Annotated in this window: 17 protein-coding genes; 10 read left to right on the plus strand and 7 right to left on the minus strand. The window is 62.7% G+C overall.

Annotated features, from left to right (window positions below; translation table 11 throughout):
* Window position 1: 1 nt before the first annotated feature.
* From AC0L3U_RS04205 to AC0L3U_RS04240, 8 genes are read left to right on the plus strand one after another with little or no spacing between them, the layout of a single operon-like run.
* Entirely contained in the window at window positions 2-1015 is a 1014-nt protein-coding gene (locus AC0L3U_RS04205) for a branched-chain amino acid ABC transporter permease (protein WP_473288776.1), read from the plus strand.
* Window positions 996-1781: an ABC transporter ATP-binding protein gene (locus tag AC0L3U_RS04210; RefSeq protein ID WP_473360797.1), complete on the plus strand. Its 786-nt coding sequence runs from the start codon at window positions 996-998 to the stop codon at window positions 1779-1781. The genes AC0L3U_RS04205 and AC0L3U_RS04210 overlap by 20 nt, the downstream gene beginning before the upstream one ends.
* On the plus strand, window positions 1771-2484 hold the full coding sequence (locus AC0L3U_RS04215; protein WP_473360798.1) for an ABC transporter ATP-binding protein: 714 nt from the start codon (window positions 1771-1773) through the stop codon (window positions 2482-2484). Before AC0L3U_RS04210 ends, AC0L3U_RS04215 begins: the two co-directional genes overlap by 11 nt.
* Before the next feature lie 37 nt (window positions 2485-2521).
* A complete protein-coding gene (locus AC0L3U_RS04220; RefSeq protein ID WP_473360799.1) occupies window positions 2522-3745 on the plus strand; it encodes a CaiB/BaiF CoA transferase family protein in 1224 nt (407 codons plus the stop codon).
* A 13-nt stretch (window positions 3746-3758) separates the two neighbouring features.
* The gene (locus tag AC0L3U_RS04225; protein ID WP_473360800.1) at window positions 3759-4829 is read left to right on the plus strand and encodes an acyl-CoA dehydrogenase family protein; all 1071 of its coding nucleotides are present in this window, start codon (window positions 3759-3761) and stop codon (window positions 4827-4829) included.
* An 11-nt stretch (window positions 4830-4840) separates the two neighbouring features.
* A complete protein-coding gene (locus AC0L3U_RS04230) occupies window positions 4841-5998 on the plus strand; it encodes an acyl-CoA dehydrogenase family protein (RefSeq protein WP_247300416.1) in 1158 nt (385 codons plus the stop codon).
* A gap of 26 nt (window positions 5999-6024) precedes the next feature.
* Window positions 6025-6801 carry an enoyl-CoA hydratase/isomerase family protein gene (locus AC0L3U_RS04235; RefSeq protein ID WP_473360801.1) on the plus strand — a complete coding sequence of 259 codons (777 nt, stop codon included), beginning with the start codon at window positions 6025-6027 and terminating at the stop codon, window positions 6799-6801.
* 7 nt (window positions 6802-6808) lie between these two features.
* The gene (locus tag AC0L3U_RS04240) at window positions 6809-7669 is read left to right on the plus strand and encodes an amidohydrolase family protein (protein WP_473360802.1); all 861 of its coding nucleotides are present in this window, start codon (window positions 6809-6811) and stop codon (window positions 7667-7669) included.
* 21 nt (window positions 7670-7690) lie between these two features.
* On the opposite strand, the gene AC0L3U_RS04245 is transcribed toward AC0L3U_RS04240, so the two are convergent.
* The 7 genes from AC0L3U_RS04245 to AC0L3U_RS04275 form a co-directional block, all read right to left on the minus strand.
* Window positions 7691-8146: a PaaI family thioesterase gene (locus tag AC0L3U_RS04245; protein WP_473360803.1), complete on the minus strand. Its 456-nt coding sequence runs from the start codon at window positions 8144-8146 to the stop codon at window positions 7691-7693.
* A gap of 106 nt (window positions 8147-8252) precedes the next feature.
* Window positions 8253-9422, minus strand: a complete 1170-nt coding sequence (locus tag AC0L3U_RS04250) for an NADH:flavin oxidoreductase/NADH oxidase (RefSeq protein WP_473360804.1) — start codon at window positions 9420-9422, stop codon at window positions 8253-8255.
* A 150-nt stretch (window positions 9423-9572) separates the two neighbouring features.
* Window positions 9573-9896 (minus strand): hypothetical protein, encoded by a 324-nt coding sequence (locus AC0L3U_RS04255; RefSeq protein ID WP_106950580.1) that lies wholly within the window; start codon window positions 9894-9896, stop codon window positions 9573-9575.
* 180 nt (window positions 9897-10076) lie between these two features.
* Complete coding sequence (locus tag AC0L3U_RS04260; protein ID WP_473360805.1) at window positions 10077-11288, minus strand: ABC transporter substrate-binding protein; 1212 nt, start codon at window positions 11286-11288, stop codon at window positions 10077-10079.
* Between the two features lie 100 nt (window positions 11289-11388).
* Window positions 11389-12543 (minus strand): NADH:flavin oxidoreductase/NADH oxidase, encoded by a 1155-nt coding sequence (locus AC0L3U_RS04265; protein WP_473360806.1) that lies wholly within the window; start codon window positions 12541-12543, stop codon window positions 11389-11391.
* Window positions 12544-12594: 51 nt separating this feature from the next.
* The gene (locus tag AC0L3U_RS04270) at window positions 12595-13806 is read right to left on the minus strand and encodes a CaiB/BaiF CoA transferase family protein (RefSeq protein WP_473360807.1); all 1212 of its coding nucleotides are present in this window, start codon (window positions 13804-13806) and stop codon (window positions 12595-12597) included.
* Window positions 13807-13822: 16 nt separating this feature from the next.
* The gene (locus AC0L3U_RS04275) at window positions 13823-14668 is read right to left on the minus strand and encodes an amidohydrolase family protein (RefSeq protein WP_473360808.1); all 846 of its coding nucleotides are present in this window, start codon (window positions 14666-14668) and stop codon (window positions 13823-13825) included.
* Window positions 14669-15125: 457 nt separating this feature from the next.
* On the opposite strand from AC0L3U_RS04275, the gene AC0L3U_RS04280 reads away from it, so the two are divergent.
* Complete coding sequence (locus AC0L3U_RS04280; protein ID WP_247300438.1) at window positions 15126-15866, plus strand: IclR family transcriptional regulator; 741 nt, start codon at window positions 15126-15128, stop codon at window positions 15864-15866.
* Window positions 15867-16238: 372 nt separating this feature from the next.
* The gene (locus AC0L3U_RS04285) at window positions 16239-16694 is read left to right on the plus strand and encodes a hypothetical protein (RefSeq protein WP_473360809.1); all 456 of its coding nucleotides are present in this window, start codon (window positions 16239-16241) and stop codon (window positions 16692-16694) included.
* The last annotated feature ends 18 nt before the right edge of the window (window positions 16695-16712 follow it).

Below are 16712 nucleotides of genomic sequence, written 5' to 3' on the forward strand. Positions count from 1 at the left end.
CATGACGATGGACAGGAAGCGGGCCGGCGCCATGAACGGCGAAAGGGCCGGGCGCGCCGCGCGAGAGGCCATTTACGTCGCATGCGCAGTCGCGGCCATCGCGGCGTTCGCCTTCGCGTTCACCGACCCGTTCGTGGTGACCCTCGCCGGGTACACCTGTGCGTTCGCCCTGTTTGCTCTGAGCATCAACATCATCCTCGGCGGCGTCGGCGAGGTGCCGCTCGGCCAATGCCTGTTTTTCGGCGTCGGCGCTTACGGCGCGGCGATCGGAATGGGCAAGCTCGGGCTGCCGTTCGAGGTCGCGGTACTGATCGCGCTCGTGCTTTCCGTGGTGCTGGCCGCCATCATTGGCGTCATCACGCTGCGTCTGACCGGCGCCTATTTCTCGATCGTGTCCTGGGGCCTGACCGGCGTCGCCATGGTCGCAGCAACGAATCTCGAGGAGATCACCGGGGGACCGCTCGGCCTGTTCGGCTTTCCGCCGATCGAGATCGGTTCGCTCCAGCTGTCGGATCCGCAGACCTACTTCGCGGTCACCGCCACCATTCTTCTGCTTGCGATCGTCTTCCTGGTGGCCCTGCGCCGGTCTCCTTTCGGCGCCGCCATGGACAGTGTCCGCCAGAATCCTCATCTCGCGCGCTCGGTCGGCGTCGATGTGGCGCGCGTCCGGCTTAAGGCTTTCATGCTGAGCGCGCCGTTTGCCGCGCTGGCTGGTGCGCTCGCCGTTCCCTACACGCAGATTGTCACGCCCGAGGTCTTCAGCGTCGCGAACACGGTGGACGGGCTCCTGATGGTTCTGCTGGGCGGCGCGCAGCTGGTGGTCGGACCGGTGATCGGCGCGGCGATGTTCACGCTGATACCGCAGGCTATGAACCTCGATCCGAACGTGAGGATCCTGGTGTTCTCGTCGATCATCATCCTGATCATGATGTTTGCCCCCGGCGGACTGCATCAACTGGGCGTTGCTCTGCGTGACCGGCTCGGAAGGAGGACAGATGACGATCGCAGCCGCTGAGCGTCCCATCGTCTCGGCCCGGGACATCGTCAAGCGATATGGCGGCGTGACGGCCCTGAACGGCGTCAGCCTCGATGTCGAGGAAGGCGAAATCTTTGGCATTATCGGCCCGAATGGTGCGGGCAAGTCGACGCTGTTCGACATCCTCTGCGGCATCACCGTGCCGACGAGCGGATCCATCCGCATCATGGGAAGCGAGATCTCGGGGATGCCGCCGCATCTCATCGCGCGCTCAGGCGTCGCCCGAACCTTTCAGAGAACTGCGGTGTTCGCCGAAAGCACGGTGCTGAAAAATCTCCTGTTCGGGCGCCATGCGAGCTTTCACCACGGCGTCCTTGGCCGGATCGTCGGCAGCAAGTCCTATGTCCGGGATCAGCAGGCCTTCCAGGCCCGCGTCGAGGAGGTTCTTGCGCTGATCGGCCTCGACGGAGAGCGGCACCGGAAGGCCGGCGTGCTAGCCTATGGCGTGCAGCGCCGGCTGGCCGTCGGAATCGCACTGATGTCCGATCCGAAGATCATGTTCCTCGACGAGCCCGCCGCCGGCATGAACGGGCGCGAGACCGCCGACTTCATCGCCCTGATCCGTGCGATCGCACCGGGGCGGACCATCCTGATCGTCGAGCACGACATGGCGGTCATCCGGCAGCTCTGCGGCCGCGCGCTCGTCGTTGTCGACGGCAAGCCTGTCGTGGTCGACGCGCCGCATCACGTTCTCAGTCATCCGGAAGTCGTGACCGCCTATTTGGGGGCTGACGATGACGAGTGATGGCACGCTGCTGACCGTCAAGGACGTCTCGGCGGCTTACGGCAAGGTCGTCGCGCTCCGCGGCGTCTCGCTCTCCGTCAACCGCGGCGAGATCGTCGCCATCCTCGGCGCCAACGGCGCGGGTAAAACCACGTTGTTGAACGCGATCTCCGGCGTCCTGCCGATCACTGCGGGCCGCATCGAGTTCGCGGATCAGCGCATCGACGGGCGCAAGCCCTGGACGCTCAGCCGGGCCGGCATCAGCCACGTCCCCGAAGGGCGCGAGATCTTTCCGTCGATGACGGTCGAGGCGAATTTGAAGATCGTCGACGCATTCGGCAACGGTCCCGTGTTTACGGTCGATGACGTGCTCAACATGTTTCCGCGCCTGCGCGAGCGTTTCCGGCAGGCCGCCGGAAATCTCAGCGGCGGCGAGCAGCAGATGCTGGCGATCGGCCGCGGCTTGATGGCGCGTCCGCGGCTCATCCTGTTCGATGAGCCGTCACTCGGTCTGTCGCCGTTCTTCTCCAAATTCGTGCTCGGCGCGATCGGAGCGCTGCGGGCCAAGGGCCTCTCGGCGCTTCTAGTCGAGCAGAATATGCGCGCGGCGCTCAAGATTGCCGACCGGGCCTATGTGCTCAGAGTGGGCTCGATCGTGCGCGAAGGAATGGCCGGCGAAATCGCTGATGCCCCCGACATCCAGGAAGCCTATCTCGGCGCTTAGCGGACATAGCTCTTTGCAAGGGATTTGAGACAGACACATGCAGGGTCGACGCAATCTTCCGCTCGATGGCCTTACGGTCATCGATCTTGGTCAGGTCTATCAGGGCCCTTACGCGACTTATCTGATGGCCAAGGCCGGGGCCCAGGTAATAAAGATCGAGCCGCTTGCCGGAGAACCGGTTCGTCAGCGCGACAGCGTCAGTCGCGGGTCGGGCGCACCGTTCGCGATGCTGAACGGTCACAAGAAGTGCATCACGCTGGATCTGAAATCCGCGAAGGGCAAGGAGATCCTCAAGCGCCTGGTCAAGGACGCCGATGTCCTGCTGGAAAACTACGCGCCGGGCGTGATGGATCGGCTCGGGATCGGCTGGTCCGTGCTGCACGAGCTCAATTCCCGGCTAGTCTATGCGTCGGGATCCGGTTACGGACTGTCGGGCCCGGATAAGGACAATCTGGCCATGGACGTGACTGTGCAGGCCGTGTCGGGACTCATGAGCGTTACCGGCTTTCCGGATAGCCCGCCCGTCAAGGCCGGTCCGGCGCTGGTCGACTTCATGAGCGGAATTCACCTCTATGCCGGGGTGATGACGGCGTTGTACGAGCGGCAGATCACGGGCGTCGGCCGGCTGGTGGAGGTGGCGATGCAGGAGGCCGTGTTTCCCGCGCTCGCCTCGAACCTGGCCTACATGTACGACATCGGCAGGGCACCCCCGCGCACCGGCAATAGACACGGCGGGCTCTCCGCGGCGCCATACAATGTCTATCCGGCGAGTGACGGCTACATCGCGATCATTGCGACCAACGACAAGCATTGGGGCAATCTGCTGCAAGCGATCGGACGGACCGAACTCGCGGACGATCCGCGATTCCGCGACAAGGTCGCGCGCGTTCGCAACATGGACGAAACCGACCAGTTGATCGTGGACTGGAGTTCGAAGATCACCCGCGAGGAGGCCTGCGCTGCACTGGCGAAATTCAAGGTGCCGTCCGCACCGGTCCGCGACCTAGAAGAGGTGTGCAACGATCGACACATGCATTCACGCGGCATGCTGGAATGGATCGAGCATCCGCAGTTCGGGCGGATCGTCATTCCGGACAGCCCGATCCGCATTCACGGCGCGGACAGGCTGCCGGCCGCGGTCTCCTCCAGATTGGGCGCGAACACCGATGAGGTGCTGTCGTCGATGCTCGACATGTCGGAGCCCGAGATCGCTACGCTGCGGGGCGAGGGCGTGATCGGCCCGCGCCCCCCATCCACATAGTGAGAGAATGACGATGTCAGCTTCCGAAACCCTCGTCGTCGAAACAGCCGCGCGTGTCCTTGCGGATCTGGCCGATCCGCAGACCATTGTCCAGAAGCGCGACGATGCCTGGAAGGCGCCGCTTTGGTCGTTTCTTCAGGAGATAGGACTGGACCTCGCCTGGGCTTCCGAGACCGCCGGCGGGGCAGGGGCGTCGCTCGGCGATGGCTTCGGCATCATTCGCGAGGCCGGCCGCGCGGCATTGGGAGTGCCGCTCGCTGAAACGCTTTTGGCCGGGTGGCTGCTAGACCGCGCGGGTCTGACCGCGCCGGGCGGGCCGATGACGGTGGCGCCGGTTCGCCCGAAAGATCACCTCACACTCGACAAGACCGGACGCGTCAACGGCCAAGCCCGCATGGTGCCCTTCGCGAGCGATGTCGAGCATCTCGTCGTGCTGGCCAATGGCAACGAGGGGCCGTCGATCGCTCTGGTCCGAACGGCCGATTGCAAGCTGAAGCCCGGCAAAAGCCTCGCGAGCGACGCGCGCGACACCGTGGGTTTTGCGAACGTTCTGCCGGTTCATCGTGCGCGCCTGAAGGAATCGGGAGCGCGCGAGAAGGACGTCCTCCTGCTGATGGGCGCAGCCGTGCGAGCGCAGCAGATTGCGGGCGCTCTGGACAGGATCCTCGAACTTTCGGTTCTTTATTCGCAGCAGCGTGTCGCGTTCGAGAAGCCGATCTCGAAATTCCAGGCGATCCAGCACAGCCTTGCGCGGCTCGGCGGTGAGGTTGCTGCGGCTGCGTCCGCGGCGGCGTCGGCGGCCGATACCATCGCCAACACCGGCTTTGATGACGACGCCGCGCTGCTTGAGATCGCAGCGGCTAAGATTCGCTGCAGCGAGGCCGCCGAGGTCGGAACCGGCATCGCCCATCAGGTGCACGGCGCGATCGGATTCACCGATGAACATATTTTGCATCGGTTCACGCTGCGCCTTCTTTCATGGCGCGATGAGTTCGGCGACGAAACGTTCTGGAGCCTCAAGCTCGGCGAGTTAATCACCGCCAGAGGTGCCAGGGAACTCTGGCCCCTGCTTGCCTCTCGCTGAAAGGAGCCGCGATGTCTCTCATTCATTTCGACGCCATGCGCCTGCCGGATCATTGCCAGGAGTTGCGCAAGGAGGTCCGGGCGTTCCTTGAGAGCGAGATCGCAGCGGGCACGTTCGATCCCGATAGGCCCGAAGTCGGCGCGAAGAATGCCGATGAATTCTCCCGCCGCGTCGGCGCGAAAGGCTGGATCGGCATGACTTGGCCGAAGAAGTATGGCGGGCAAGAGCGCAGCTTCCTCGAGCGCTATGTCGTCACCGAGGAGATGCGGATTGCCAATGCACCCGTGCGCCGCTTTTTTGTGGCGGATCGGCAGAGCGGCCCAACCCTCATTCGCTACGCGGACGAGAAGATCAAGCAGGACGTGCTTCCCCGCATCATCCGCGGCGAGCTGTTTTTCTGCATCGGCATGAGCGAGCCGAATTCCGGCTCGGATTTGTTCGCGGCGAGCGCGAAGGCGACCAGAACGGACGGAGGCTGGCTGATCAACGGAACGAAAGTCTGGACCAGCAGCGCGCACATCGCGGACTACATGATCGGCCTGTTCCGGACCTCCGGCTCGACCAAGGAAAACCGGCGGCACGGCCTCACGTCGTTCCTGGTCGACATGAAGACGCCTGGCATCACCTGCCGGCCGATCGGGCAGATGAGCGGCCAGCGCGACTTCAACGAGGTCGTGTTCCAGGACGCGTTCATTCCGGACGATCATGTCATCGGGGAGGTCGATGGCGCCTGGAAGCAGGCCACGAGCGAGCTGGCTTACGAGCGCTCGGGGCCTGAGCGGTTTCTCGAAACCTACGATGCGTTGCTTGCGCTTACCAACGCAGCGGGCGCCAAGCCGGACGTGAGGGTGACCGTCGGCATCGGGCGGCTGGTCGCGCAATTGCACACGCTGCGCCGCATGTCCGTTTCGGTGGCGGGGATGCTCGAGGCGGGCCGCGAACCCGTCGTCGAGGCCGCGATCGTCAAGGATCTCGGCACGGTCTGGGAGCAGGGTCTGCCGCATCGGGTCCGCGAGCTCGCTTCGCTGCTCGACCTCGAGGACGACGAAGAGGACGCCTTCCGCAACAAGCTGGATTTCGAGCTCAAGATCGCGCCGAAGCTCACAATCCAGGGCGGCACCACGGAGGTCCTGCGCGGCATCATCGCGCGCGGGCTTGGACTTCGCTGATCAAGACAAAAGGAATCTGACTCCACATGAGCACTGATATCGCGGTTACCACGCAAGGCCACGTCGCAACGATCGAGATCCAGCGGCCACCGCTGAATTATTTCGATCTCCAGCTCATTCGGGACATCGCCGACGCACTCGACAAGATCGATGCGAACGGCGAGATCCGCGCCGTCGTCCTTGCCGCGCAGGGCAAGGCGTTTTGCGCCGGCGCGGATTTCAATACGCCGGCCCGGGACGCGCCGGCCAGTGGCGACCAGCGAGACGGCGGTCACCTCTATATAGAGGCCGTGCGCATCTTCCGGAACAAGAAGCCGATCGTCGCAGCGGTGCAGGGCGCGGCAATCGGCGGCGGCTTTGGTCTGGCGATGTCGGCGGATTTCCGCGTGACGTGTCCCGAGGCCCGCTTTGCCGCGAACTTCACGCGCCTGGGTTTCCATCCCGGCTTCGGACTGACCGTCACGCTGCCCGAGGCGATCGGCAAGCCGAACGCCGAGTTGATGTTCTACACCAGCCGGCGCGTCAGTGGTGAGCAGGCACTGGCGATGGGATTGGCGAGCGTTTTGGTCCCTCAGGACCAAGTTCGCGCGGCCGCGATGTCGCTCGCGCAGGAAATTGCCGAATGCTCGCCGCTCGGCCTTCTGTCGACCCGCGCCACCATGCGCGTGGGACTCGCGGACCGCGTCAAGCATGCGACAGATCACGAACTCACCGAGCAGAATCGCCTGCGCGTGACCGCCGATTTCCGCGAAGGGGTCAAATCCACGGCGGAGCGCCGGTCCGCCAATTTCACCGGCAAGTGAGGTCACCATGACGGAAAAGCTCGAAAAATTTCCGGAGGGAAGTTGCGATTGCCACGTCCACATCTATGGGCCGTTCGATCGCTTCCCCGTCGACTATTCCGGAAAATTCGCTCCGAAGCAGGAGTTCCCAGTCGATATGCTGTTCGACGTCTGGAAGACGATCGGCATTTCGCGCGGCGTGATCGTCCATGCCGGCAATGCCGGCTCGGACAACGAGGTGACGCTCGAGGCCTTGAAGGGCTTTCCGGACAAACTGCGCGCCGTCGCGATCCTCAATCAGGATGTCACAGACAAGCGGCTGGACGAGTTGACCGATGCCGGCTTCAAGGGCGTGCGCATCAATCTCCTGTATCAGGACGGCAAGCCCGTGTTGTCGGGCGGCGGCATGAATCTGGACGACCTGAAGGCCTTGGCGCCGCGCATCGCCGAGCGCGGTTGGCACGCGCAGCTCTGGATCGAGACCGGCGATCTGCAGCAACTGGCGCCCGAAATCGAGAAGCTCCCGCTCGACTTCGTCATCGACCATCAGGGTCGCACCATGGCAGACAAGACCGTCAATTACAGTGGCTACCAGTGGTTTTGCGACCGCGGCCTCAAGAGCGGCCGCTATTGGTGCAAGCTGTCCGGTGCGGATCGCAACACGCGAGTCGGCAGCCCGTACAAGGACACTGAGGACTTCATGAAGGCGCTGGTCGCGGCCAACCCCGACCGGCTGGTCTGGGGCAGCGACTGGCCGCACGTCGGCCACGCCGACGACGCCGTCCCGAAGGAGTCCGTGCTGATGGATCTGTTCAGGCGCTGCGTGCCCGACCAGGCCGTCCGCAGGAAGATCCTGATCGACAATCCGGCCAGACTCTACGGCTTCTGAGAGCCGAGAGCTGCGAAAGGATTACGCGGGGCTGGTCCCGGCGGGGTTCTTGGGCCGTAGAGCCGCTGTCGAACTCGCCGTTGCGATGAGCACGTCGTTTGAATCCCGCAGCTCGGCTTCCAGGAAGCCGACGCTGCGTCCCTGCCGGACGACCTTGCCGTAAGCCCGATACAGGCCCGGGTGTGCGGGCAGCAGGAATGCGACCTTGATCTCGAGGCTCGCGACTGTAATCAGGTACTCGCCGCGCAGCAGGCTCGCGGTCGCCATGGCCGCATCGAGCCAGCCCGTCACGATTCCACCCTGTACGATGCCGCCCCTGGGATGCCCTTCGGTGGAATGGCAATGCCGAGGCTCGGCATGCCATTCGATCACGACACGATCGCGTGTCTGATCATAGGAAACGGCGCCGACGCCTAGCAACTCCCACGCCGCCGGCCGTCGCGCCTCGGTCTGCTTGATCAAGTCTTCGTACGACATGTCTGGTCATAGCCCGTAATTGCTGGATGTTCACGAGGCGAGCCGCAGCACGCCTCGCAAACAATCAGCACAGGCAATGTCGCTACACAACAGCGCCCGGCGGAGATCAGCTTTCCGACGCGATGCCCTTTTGCCACGTGGAGGGATTTCCGCCAAAGCCGCGGCGGGCCCGTTTTTCGAGCCAGTAGCCCATTTGCGGCGGGACCGCGCTGAAGGTCGGATCGACGCCGAGCTTCTGCGCCGCGTCCATCGCCCAGTTCGGGTTGTGGATGAACTCTCGGCCGACAGCGACGAGGTCGGCTTTCTTGTCCTGAAGGATCGCTTCGGCCTGATCGCCGTGAATGATGAGGCCGACCGCCATGGTCATGATGTCTGCCTCGCGGCGGATATAGTCCGCAAACTGGACCTGATAGCCGTACTCGTTGAGGCGGAAGAAGTTGGGGACCTTACTGTTGAGGCCGCCGGTGCTGCAGTCGATGACGTCGACGCCCTTCGTCTTGAAGATGCGGACCAGCCTGGCGTTCTCAGCCGGACCCCAGCCCGCCTCGTCTTCGATCGAAAGACGGACGAACAGCGGCTTTGGCGCCGGCCAGTTGGCGCGCACGGACTCGGCGACCTCGATGGCAAATCTCATCCGGTTGGCTTCGCTGCCGCCATAGTCGTCTGTTCGCTCGTTCGCCTCAGGCGACAGGAACGAATGGATCAGATAGCCATGGGCGGCATGCAGCTCGACGACGTCGAAGCCGGCCTGGTCGGCGCGCGCCGCCGCCTTGCCCCAGGCGTCGATCGCATCAGGAATCTCGTGACGCTCCAGTGCGCGCGGCGTGAAATAGCCATTGCCGAACGCAAGCGCGCTCGGACCGATCAGGCCCCAGCCGTCGACGTCGTCGACGGCTGCAAGCTCTTGGGCGGAGAGGGTTCCATCTCCCTCCCAGGGACGCCGGGCCTTTCCCTTCCGGCCGGTGTGTCCAAGCTGGATGCCGGCTGCAGCGCCGTTCGACTTGATGAAGCTCGCGATGTCGCGAAGCGGCGCGATGAACTTGTCGTCCCAGATGCCGAGGTCCCCGACCGTCCCGCAGCCGCGGCGCTCGACCTTGGTCGACTCGACGATGACAAGGCCCGCGCCGCCTGCGGCGAACTTGCCCGCATTGGTGATGTGCCAGGGGGTCGGAAAGCCGCGCTCTGCAACGTATTGCAGCATCGGCGGGACCACGATCCGGTTCTTGATCTCGACACCACGGATACGTAGTGGTGAGAACAGCAGCGTCTCGTTCATCCGGCCTCCCTTGTTGATTTCAGATTAGGGAGCTGGCCCACATATGCCAATGCACGTCAGGGACGGCATCGCATTTCTATGGATGTGAAAAGAGGGGCTGACGATACCTTGTTGGCTGGACGGCGTCGTTCACGCGACCGTTGACCTCCGCTATTCTGTGTCGGGATGGTCTGCAAGAATTGTCGCCAACGCTTTTCCCGATTTCGCGAGAATCTTCTGCCTTGCTTCCGCGATCTGCTCCAGGGGCGGTGCGATCTCCCGCAATCCCATCTCGACCCCAAGATCGTTGAGGGCTCTCTGGTCGAACGCGATCGAGTCGTCGGCCCAGCGGTTCATCTGCTCCGCCCAGAGCTTGCAAAGATCGTTGGCGGAGAGTTGTTCGTACCGGCGGCCGCGTACGAGATAGGATTGCCGATTGTCCGATTGACGATTCTTGAGCAGCAGCTCGACAGCTTCTCGCGCCTGATCGGTCATGGACCACCATTTTCCGAAGCGTGTCGTCGAGATCCTCAATTCGGGTTCGTTGCGAGATAAGCATAAACTCTGCGGGACCGGAAGCCAAGCCGGCCACTTCATCCCGATCGAGCGCTGGAAGCTGCGCCCTGAGCGGCAGCACCGGGCTGCCGCTCAAAGATCCTTCACGAAGCCTGGAGATCAGAACTTCTTCATCAGCGAACACTTGCTCTGTTCGCGGGGAATGTTGGCGTCTTCGGCCGGGACCGTTGCGACGACGTCGTAGAAGTCCCACGGCTCCTTGGACTGCTCCACCGTCTTTGCCCGCAGCAGGTAGTAGTCGTGGATGTGCATGCCGTCCTCCCGAACGTAACCCTTCTCCGAGAAGAAGTCGCTCACGGGCATCGAACGGAATTTTGCGAGCACGGCTGCGGTGTCGAGGGTTCCAGCAGCTTCGACGGCCTTCAGATAGTGCAAGGTGGCCGAGTACATCCCGGCCTGGACCATGGTCGGCATGCGGCCGACCTTGTCGAAGAAGCGCTTCCCGAACGCGCGCGAACCGTCATTCCGATTCCAATAGAAGGCTTCCGAGGTGTACAGACCCTGCAGATTGGGAAGACCCACCGACTTGGCATCCGTGATCTGGAACAGCAGAGCCGCGACCCTCATCTTGCTCTTCTGTCCGAGCAGGCCGAACTCGTGCGCCTGCATCAGCGAATTGGTTGTGTCGCCGCCGGCATTGGCGAGAGCCAGCACGTTGGCGCTCGAGTTCTGCGCCTGCAGCAGGAACGACGAGAAGTCGCTGGTGTTGAAGGGGTGCCGCACCGAGCCGACCACCTTGCCGCCGGACTCCTTGAGCACGGCGGACGCGTCGTTCTCGAAAGCTTGTCCGAAAGCATAGTCGGCCGTCAGGAAGTACCATTCGTTGCCACCCTGTCCCAAAAGCGCCTTCGCGGTGCTGCGCGCCAGGGTGTAGGTGTTGTAGGTCCACTGGAAGGTGTTGGGAGAGCATTTCTCGTTCGTGATGGCGGATGCGCCGGCCGACGACACGATCATCATCTTGTTCTTGTCCCGGACCAGATCAGCCAGAGCCAGCGCGACCGCGGAGTTTCCGATATCGAGAATGACATCGACGTTCTCCGTGTCGATCCATCGCCTGGCGATGCCCGAGGCGATATCCGTCTTGTTCTGGTGATCAGCGAACACGAGCTCGATCGGCCGTCCCAGCAATTTTCCGCCGAAATCGGCGATCGCCATCTTGGCGACTTCAACGGCTGCGGGCCCCGCGGCATCCGCATATTGGCCCGACTGATCGTTGAGCACGCCGAGCTTGACCGGCTTCGACGCAGGCGTCTGCGCGTGAGCCGAAGCAAGACTGAGGAAAACCATCGACGCAGCCAGTACATTTCTCATTTTTCACTCCCCTTTGAATTTTTTTTGACTTTCGAGATCAGGATTGATCTTGCGACACCAGCCGCGTTGGCGACCGATCTATTCGGCCGCCTCGCGGTATCTATCGCTCGACCCCGTCCAGACTTTCTCCGGCGGCACGAAGGGCTCCGCCCCATTTGGCAAGCCACCAGCTATATTGCTCAGGCCATTGCTCGAAATGACCGGTCAGCCCGAAATGCTCCGCGGCGTGAAGCGCCCAGAACGGATCGTAGAGCATCTGGCGTGCCATGAAGATGAGGTCGGCCCTGCCGTCCTGCAGAACCTTCTCTGCAAAGTCCGGGGTCCGGATCATGCCAACCGCGCCCGTCGCAATGTCGGCCTCGCGGCGAATGCGTTCGGCAAACGGCACCTGATAGCCTGGACCGCGACCGAGATTGGCGTTGGTCGATCCCGCGCGAAGATTGCCGCCCGTCGAACAATCGACCAGATCGACACCGAGCTCCTTTAATTTGTGGGAGAAAATGATGCTGTCTTCGATTTCCCAGCCGCCGTCGATCCAGTCGGTCGCGGAGATGCGCACGAAGAGAGGCGTAGACGAGGGAAGTGCGGCCCTCACGGCACGCGTCACTTCGAGCGGAAACCGCATCCGGTTTTCGAGGTCGCCGCCGTATTCGTCGGTGCGGAAATTGGCGAGCGGCGACAGGAACGATTGCAGGAGATAGCCGTGAGCCATGTGAAGCTCGATGATGTCGAAGCCCGCAAGCACAGCCCGACGCGCCGTGGCGACGAAGGCATCGCGTACGCCGACGAGTCCGTCCTTGCTGAGAGGGATGGGAGTCTGGAAGCCATCAGAGAATGCCACATCCGACGGCCCCGTGGGCACCCAGGTTTCCTCTCCCATTTCGATATCGCGGTCCGTCAAATGGCTATTGCCCCGGAACGCGCGCTGCTGGCTCGATTTGCGTCCGCCGTGATTGATCTGGATCGCTGCCTTTGAGCCGTGCGACTTGATGACATGAACGATCTGACGCATGCCGTCGATCTGGCCGTCCTCCCATAGTCCGGGATCGCCATTGGTAATGCGCCCCCTCCGGGAGACCGACGTCTGCTCGACGAAGACGAGCCCGGCCCCGCCCTGGGCAAATTTGCCATAGTGAACCAAGTGGAACGGCGTGACGTAGCCGTTCACGGCCGAATACATCCCCATCGGCGAAACGACGATGCGGTTGCTCAGCTCGACGCCGCGGAATGCAATGCTTTCAAACAGCTTGACCATTGTGATCTTCCCCTGAATTGGCGGACCGGGGCATTCGCCCCTCGACGTTCGTCATTGTTGTGCAATGGCGCCGGAGCGGCGTAGCTCATCAATCTCGCTGCTGGACAGGCCGAGATATTCCGACAAGACCTCTCCATTGTGCTGACCGAGACGCGCGGACGGAACGTACTCGGGCGTCGCCGTATCGTGCAGCACCAGCGGGCTGCGATGAACGAGGATGTCGCCGTATTCCGGATGCGAGATCTCGCGCAACATGCCGCGGGCGTGGAGGTGTTTGTCCTCGGTTACTTCGCGCAGGTCGCGAACGGCGGCGCAGGGCACCCTGTTGACGCGGCAAAGCTCGGTGATCTCGTCGCGCGCGAGCTGCGAGGACCAGTCGGACACGATCTGGTCCGTCAGATCGATGTGCTTCAAGCGGTCTAGCACGGTCTTGAACCTGATATCGTCGGCCAGCTCCGGCCGTCCCATCGCGCGCGTTAGTCGGGTCCAGTGGGATTCGTTGACGCTGATGATGGCGACATAGCCGTCGGATGCCGGATAGACATTGTAGGGCGCTTCGGCGAGCCCGCCGTGACGATTGCCGGTGCGGGGGGCCGCCGCCTTACGGTTGAAGACATCGGCCAGGTTCGAGGCCATCGCCGGATAGACGGTCTCGACCATCGCGATCTCGACCAGTCGGCCGCGGCCACTTTTCTCCCGATCGTAAAGGGCCGTGAGGATGCCGGCGTAGAGATGCACGCCGCTGATGAAGTCGGTGATGGCTGGACCAGCCTTGACCGGAGGACCTTCGGCAAATCCCGTTACGCTCATGATGCCTGACACGGCCTGGATGGTGAGGTCCATCGCCAGATTGTCCCGGCTGGGCCCGGACAGGCCGTAACCGGTGGCCGAGCCGTAGATCAGCCGCGGATTAACGGCGCTGAGTGCAGCATAGCCGACGCCCAGTCGATCGAGCACGCCGGGGGCGTAGTTCTCGATCAGCACGTCGGCCTTCGACGCGAGCTCCTTCAGGACCCTGACGCCGTCGGGCGACTTCAGGTTCAGGCTGATGTTGCGCTTGTTGGCGTTCAGCATTGCGAACGGGACGGCGTTGCCCTTGCTGATGCGGGCGCGATGACGCACCGGCTCGCCGTTCGGCGGCTCCACCTTGATGACGGTCGCGCCGGCCTGCGCCATCAGGAAACCGGCATACGGGCCCTGATAGACCTGGCCGAGGTCGATGACGATCACGCCGTCGAGCGGCAGCTTCTTGTTGTTGTCCAAGGTGTCCTCGATCCTGTCAGAAATTGTAGAGCCGCGCCGGGTTGGCGATCAGGATCTTGCGGCGGGTGGCTTCGTCGGGGACGCAGTCGTGCAGCAGACGAAGCAGGTCCTGGAGATCGGGCATCGTCTCGGCGCTGTGGCCGACATGGGGCCAATCGCTGCCCCACACGACCTGGTCGGGCGCTGTTTGGACGATGGCGCGCATGAAGGGCGCCGTGTCCGCATAGGGGCGGCCGACGCGCGTGTTGCGGTCGGCACCGGAGATCTTGGTCCAGTAGCGCCCGGTCTTCAGCCGGTCGGTGAAGGCGCGGAAATCCGGATGATCGTGTCCCTTGTCGGCCATGGTCCGTGACATGTGGTCGATCACGTAGTTCAGTGGCAGTTTCTCGAGCTCGGCCGCGGTGGCGGCAAGATCCGAGCTCTCGATCCAGAGCTGCGCATGCCAACCCCGCTCCGCGATGCGGGGGGCGAGCTTGACCAGATCGTCGTAGCTGGTGCCGAGCGTTGAGACCGGCTTGCCGTCCTGCCGGATCATGGTGACGCGCACCGCCTTGAAGCCGATGTTGGTGAGTTCATCGAGCCGCCGATCCGAGACATCGGGCCGCAGGATTGCGACGGCACGAAGCCTGTCGGGGTAGCGGCGCAGCGCATCGTAAGTGACGGCGTTGTCGTCTCCTGATCCGACCGCATGGACGATGACACCGCGCGTGATGCCGAGCTTGTCCCAGATGGCAAAGGCGTCTTCGATTGTGAATGGCTTTGCGGCGGTGAAGCGGCCCTCATTTCCAGGCGGAAAGCGATCGAAGGGGCCGTAGATGTGAAAATGACAATCGCAGCTGCCTTCAGGCAATCGGTAGTCCATGGAAGCAAATCCCTGTTCGGTCTAGGTGTTGCCGCCGCTGCACACGATGGCTTGCGAGCCGTCGCCGAGCGCGATGGTTGATCTCTGGAAGCATGGTCGCGAAGGGGTTGGGTTCAGCGGCGGGAGCCCAAGCGAAGACAGGTCGAACCGACGACATCAGTCGATAGCGATGGACAAATTCATTCCCGGCTTCATCACGCCCTCCCTGCAAGCGTGCGCCACCTTGGCGGGCGCTTTTCATTCTTGAACGGTTGCTACGCCGCGGCCTTTCCGGCCGCTGCAAGACTAGAGGCAGGGCTCTTCTGAGTCCATCATGTTACATATACATGGTTCTATTTCTATATATGTGTAAGATGCTTGTTGTCATAGAAGGGAGGGGCTAGACTGCGGCCGAATTCCGCAATCGGCTCGACTCGTCAAGGTACCTATCAGCCAATTACATTCCAGATATGTGTAAATGATGAGCTCCAGCATCAAATCAGCCAAGCGGATCTTTGAAGTCCTCGAGTACTTCGAGGAAGTGAAGCGTCCAATTTCGTTGAAGGAAGTGGCGACGAAGTGCGACTATCCGACTTCGAGTGCCGCGGCCTTGCTCAAGAGCATGGCGATGCTGGGGTACCTGTTTTACGACAGCTACAATCGCACCTACATGCCGACCATGCGCATCGCCCAGATGGGCCGCTGGCTGGACAGCGGGTTGTTCGGCGACAGCGCAATCCTTGCGCTGGTCGATTTCGTCCATGGGAAACTCGACGAGCTCGTCAGCATCAGCACGCAGTCCGATCTGCATGCGCAGTACATTCACGCGTTACAAACCAGCAAGCGCCTGCGGTTCGAAGTGAAATCCGGCGACGTCCGGCCGCTTGCGATCAGCGGCATCGGACGCACGCTGCTCAGCGGCCATACCGATGTCGAGATTGAGCGGCTCCTGCGCCGCATCAACGCTGTCTGCCCCCGGGAAGAGCACTTCGAGCTGAATGCGCTGATGAAGATCGTCAACGGCATCCGGCGCGACGGCTACATGTTCTCAAGACACATCATCGTCCAGGACGCTGGCGTGATCGCGGTCCTGCTGCCGAAGCGCGATTTCGGCCGCGACCTGGTCCTCGGTGTCGGCGGCCCGGTGTCCCGTCTCGAGGAGCGGCAGGACGAAATATTGGCTTGTATCCGTGAAGGCATCGCGCGGTTCCTGTCGTGACGTCTGCCGTTCGGCCGAACCCAACTTGCTCAAGACACAAAACGGACCTCAAGCCGAGCCCGCCGTTCAAGTCACCAACGGGGGGCGCATCGGCGGCAGCAGGTCCAAATCAGATTGGACTGCCTTCGGCGTTGAAAGGATACGTACACTTCGAAGTATGCTGAGTGCATTGTGGGACTGGCTTCGCTGACGAATCGATCATCCCCGTGGGGCAGCCGCTTGGCCCGTGTGACTCGGGCACGCACGCGAACAGGTTGGTCCTAAGTCTCCCAAGCTTGTTCTGTTTTGATGATGCTTCGAGATTTCGCCCGCGTCCTGGCCCCGATAGTTTCCGGGTTTCTGATCTACACCGTCAGGGTGCCCCGAGAGCATTTGATCGACAGCCTGAACGGCCCGCGATTCAAATGCGCTCCGCTCGACGAAACCGCTTCCTCCATGGCTCGCCTCGCGCAGGCGGACGAACTGGTGCTTGGTGTATCCCGTGAAAAGCACCATCGCTATCTCATCAACGACAGCTCGACGCGGGGCTTCAGCCTGTACGACGGACATGATTGGGCCGGCTACGTTTACATCGACGACGGCGGCCATATCGGTCCGCTCGCGGTCCTGCGGTCCGGCGCCGTAGCCACAGCCTTCAGGACGGCGCTAGGGTTGGCTGTCGAGAGTGGAGCACCGCAAGTATCGGCATTTCTGCCAGGCGCCAGCGAAGCCACCCTGGCGACGGCGCTGGAGCACGGCATGCGGATCAAATTCCCGATGCTGCTGATGTCATCTCGCGATTTCGGCAGTTGGGCCCAGTACCTGCCTCGGAATCCCGGCTTTATGTGAAGCGACCAGATCCGGCGG

It is taken from the genome of Bradyrhizobium sp. Kon69, assembly GCF_055807515.1.

Excerpts from the sequence above, each read along its gene's own strand:
- AC0L3U_RS04265 (WP_473360806.1), bottom strand. The coding sequence starts at position 12,543 with ATGGTCAAGCTGTTTGAAAGCATTGCATTCCGCGGCGTCGAGCTGAGC.
- AC0L3U_RS04215 (WP_473360798.1), top strand. The coding sequence starts at position 1,771 with ATGACGAGTGATGGCACGCTGCTGACCGTCAAGGACGTCTCGGCGGCT.
- AC0L3U_RS04210 (WP_473360797.1), top strand. The coding sequence starts at position 996 with ATGACGATCGCAGCCGCTGAGCGTCCCATCGTCTCGGCCCGGGACATC.
- AC0L3U_RS04220 (WP_473360799.1), top strand. The coding sequence starts at position 2,522 with ATGCAGGGTCGACGCAATCTTCCGCTCGATGGCCTTACGGTCATCGAT.
- AC0L3U_RS04260 (WP_473360805.1), bottom strand. The coding sequence starts at position 11,288 with ATGAGAAATGTACTGGCTGCGTCGATGGTTTTCCTCAGTCTTGCTTCG.
- AC0L3U_RS04240 (WP_473360802.1), top strand. The coding sequence starts at position 6,809 with ATGACGGAAAAGCTCGAAAAATTTCCGGAGGGAAGTTGCGATTGCCAC.
- AC0L3U_RS04280 (WP_247300438.1), top strand. The coding sequence starts at position 15,126 with ATGATGAGCTCCAGCATCAAATCAGCCAAGCGGATCTTTGAAGTCCTC.
- AC0L3U_RS04275 (WP_473360808.1), bottom strand. The coding sequence starts at position 14,668 with ATGGACTACCGATTGCCTGAAGGCAGCTGCGATTGTCATTTTCACATC.
- AC0L3U_RS04255 (WP_106950580.1), bottom strand. The coding sequence starts at position 9,896 with ATGACCGATCAGGCGCGAGAAGCTGTCGAGCTGCTGCTCAAGAATCGT.
- AC0L3U_RS04245 (WP_473360803.1), bottom strand. The coding sequence starts at position 8,146 with ATGTCGTACGAAGACTTGATCAAGCAGACCGAGGCGCGACGGCCGGCG.
- AC0L3U_RS04250 (WP_473360804.1), bottom strand. The coding sequence starts at position 9,422 with ATGAACGAGACGCTGCTGTTCTCACCACTACGTATCCGTGGTGTCGAG.
- AC0L3U_RS04205 (WP_473288776.1), top strand. The coding sequence starts at position 2 with ATGACGATGGACAGGAAGCGGGCCGGCGCCATGAACGGCGAAAGGGCC.
- AC0L3U_RS04230 (WP_247300416.1), top strand. The coding sequence starts at position 4,841 with ATGTCTCTCATTCATTTCGACGCCATGCGCCTGCCGGATCATTGCCAG.
- AC0L3U_RS04225 (WP_473360800.1), top strand. The coding sequence starts at position 3,759 with ATGTCAGCTTCCGAAACCCTCGTCGTCGAAACAGCCGCGCGTGTCCTT.
- AC0L3U_RS04235 (WP_473360801.1), top strand. The coding sequence starts at position 6,025 with ATGAGCACTGATATCGCGGTTACCACGCAAGGCCACGTCGCAACGATC.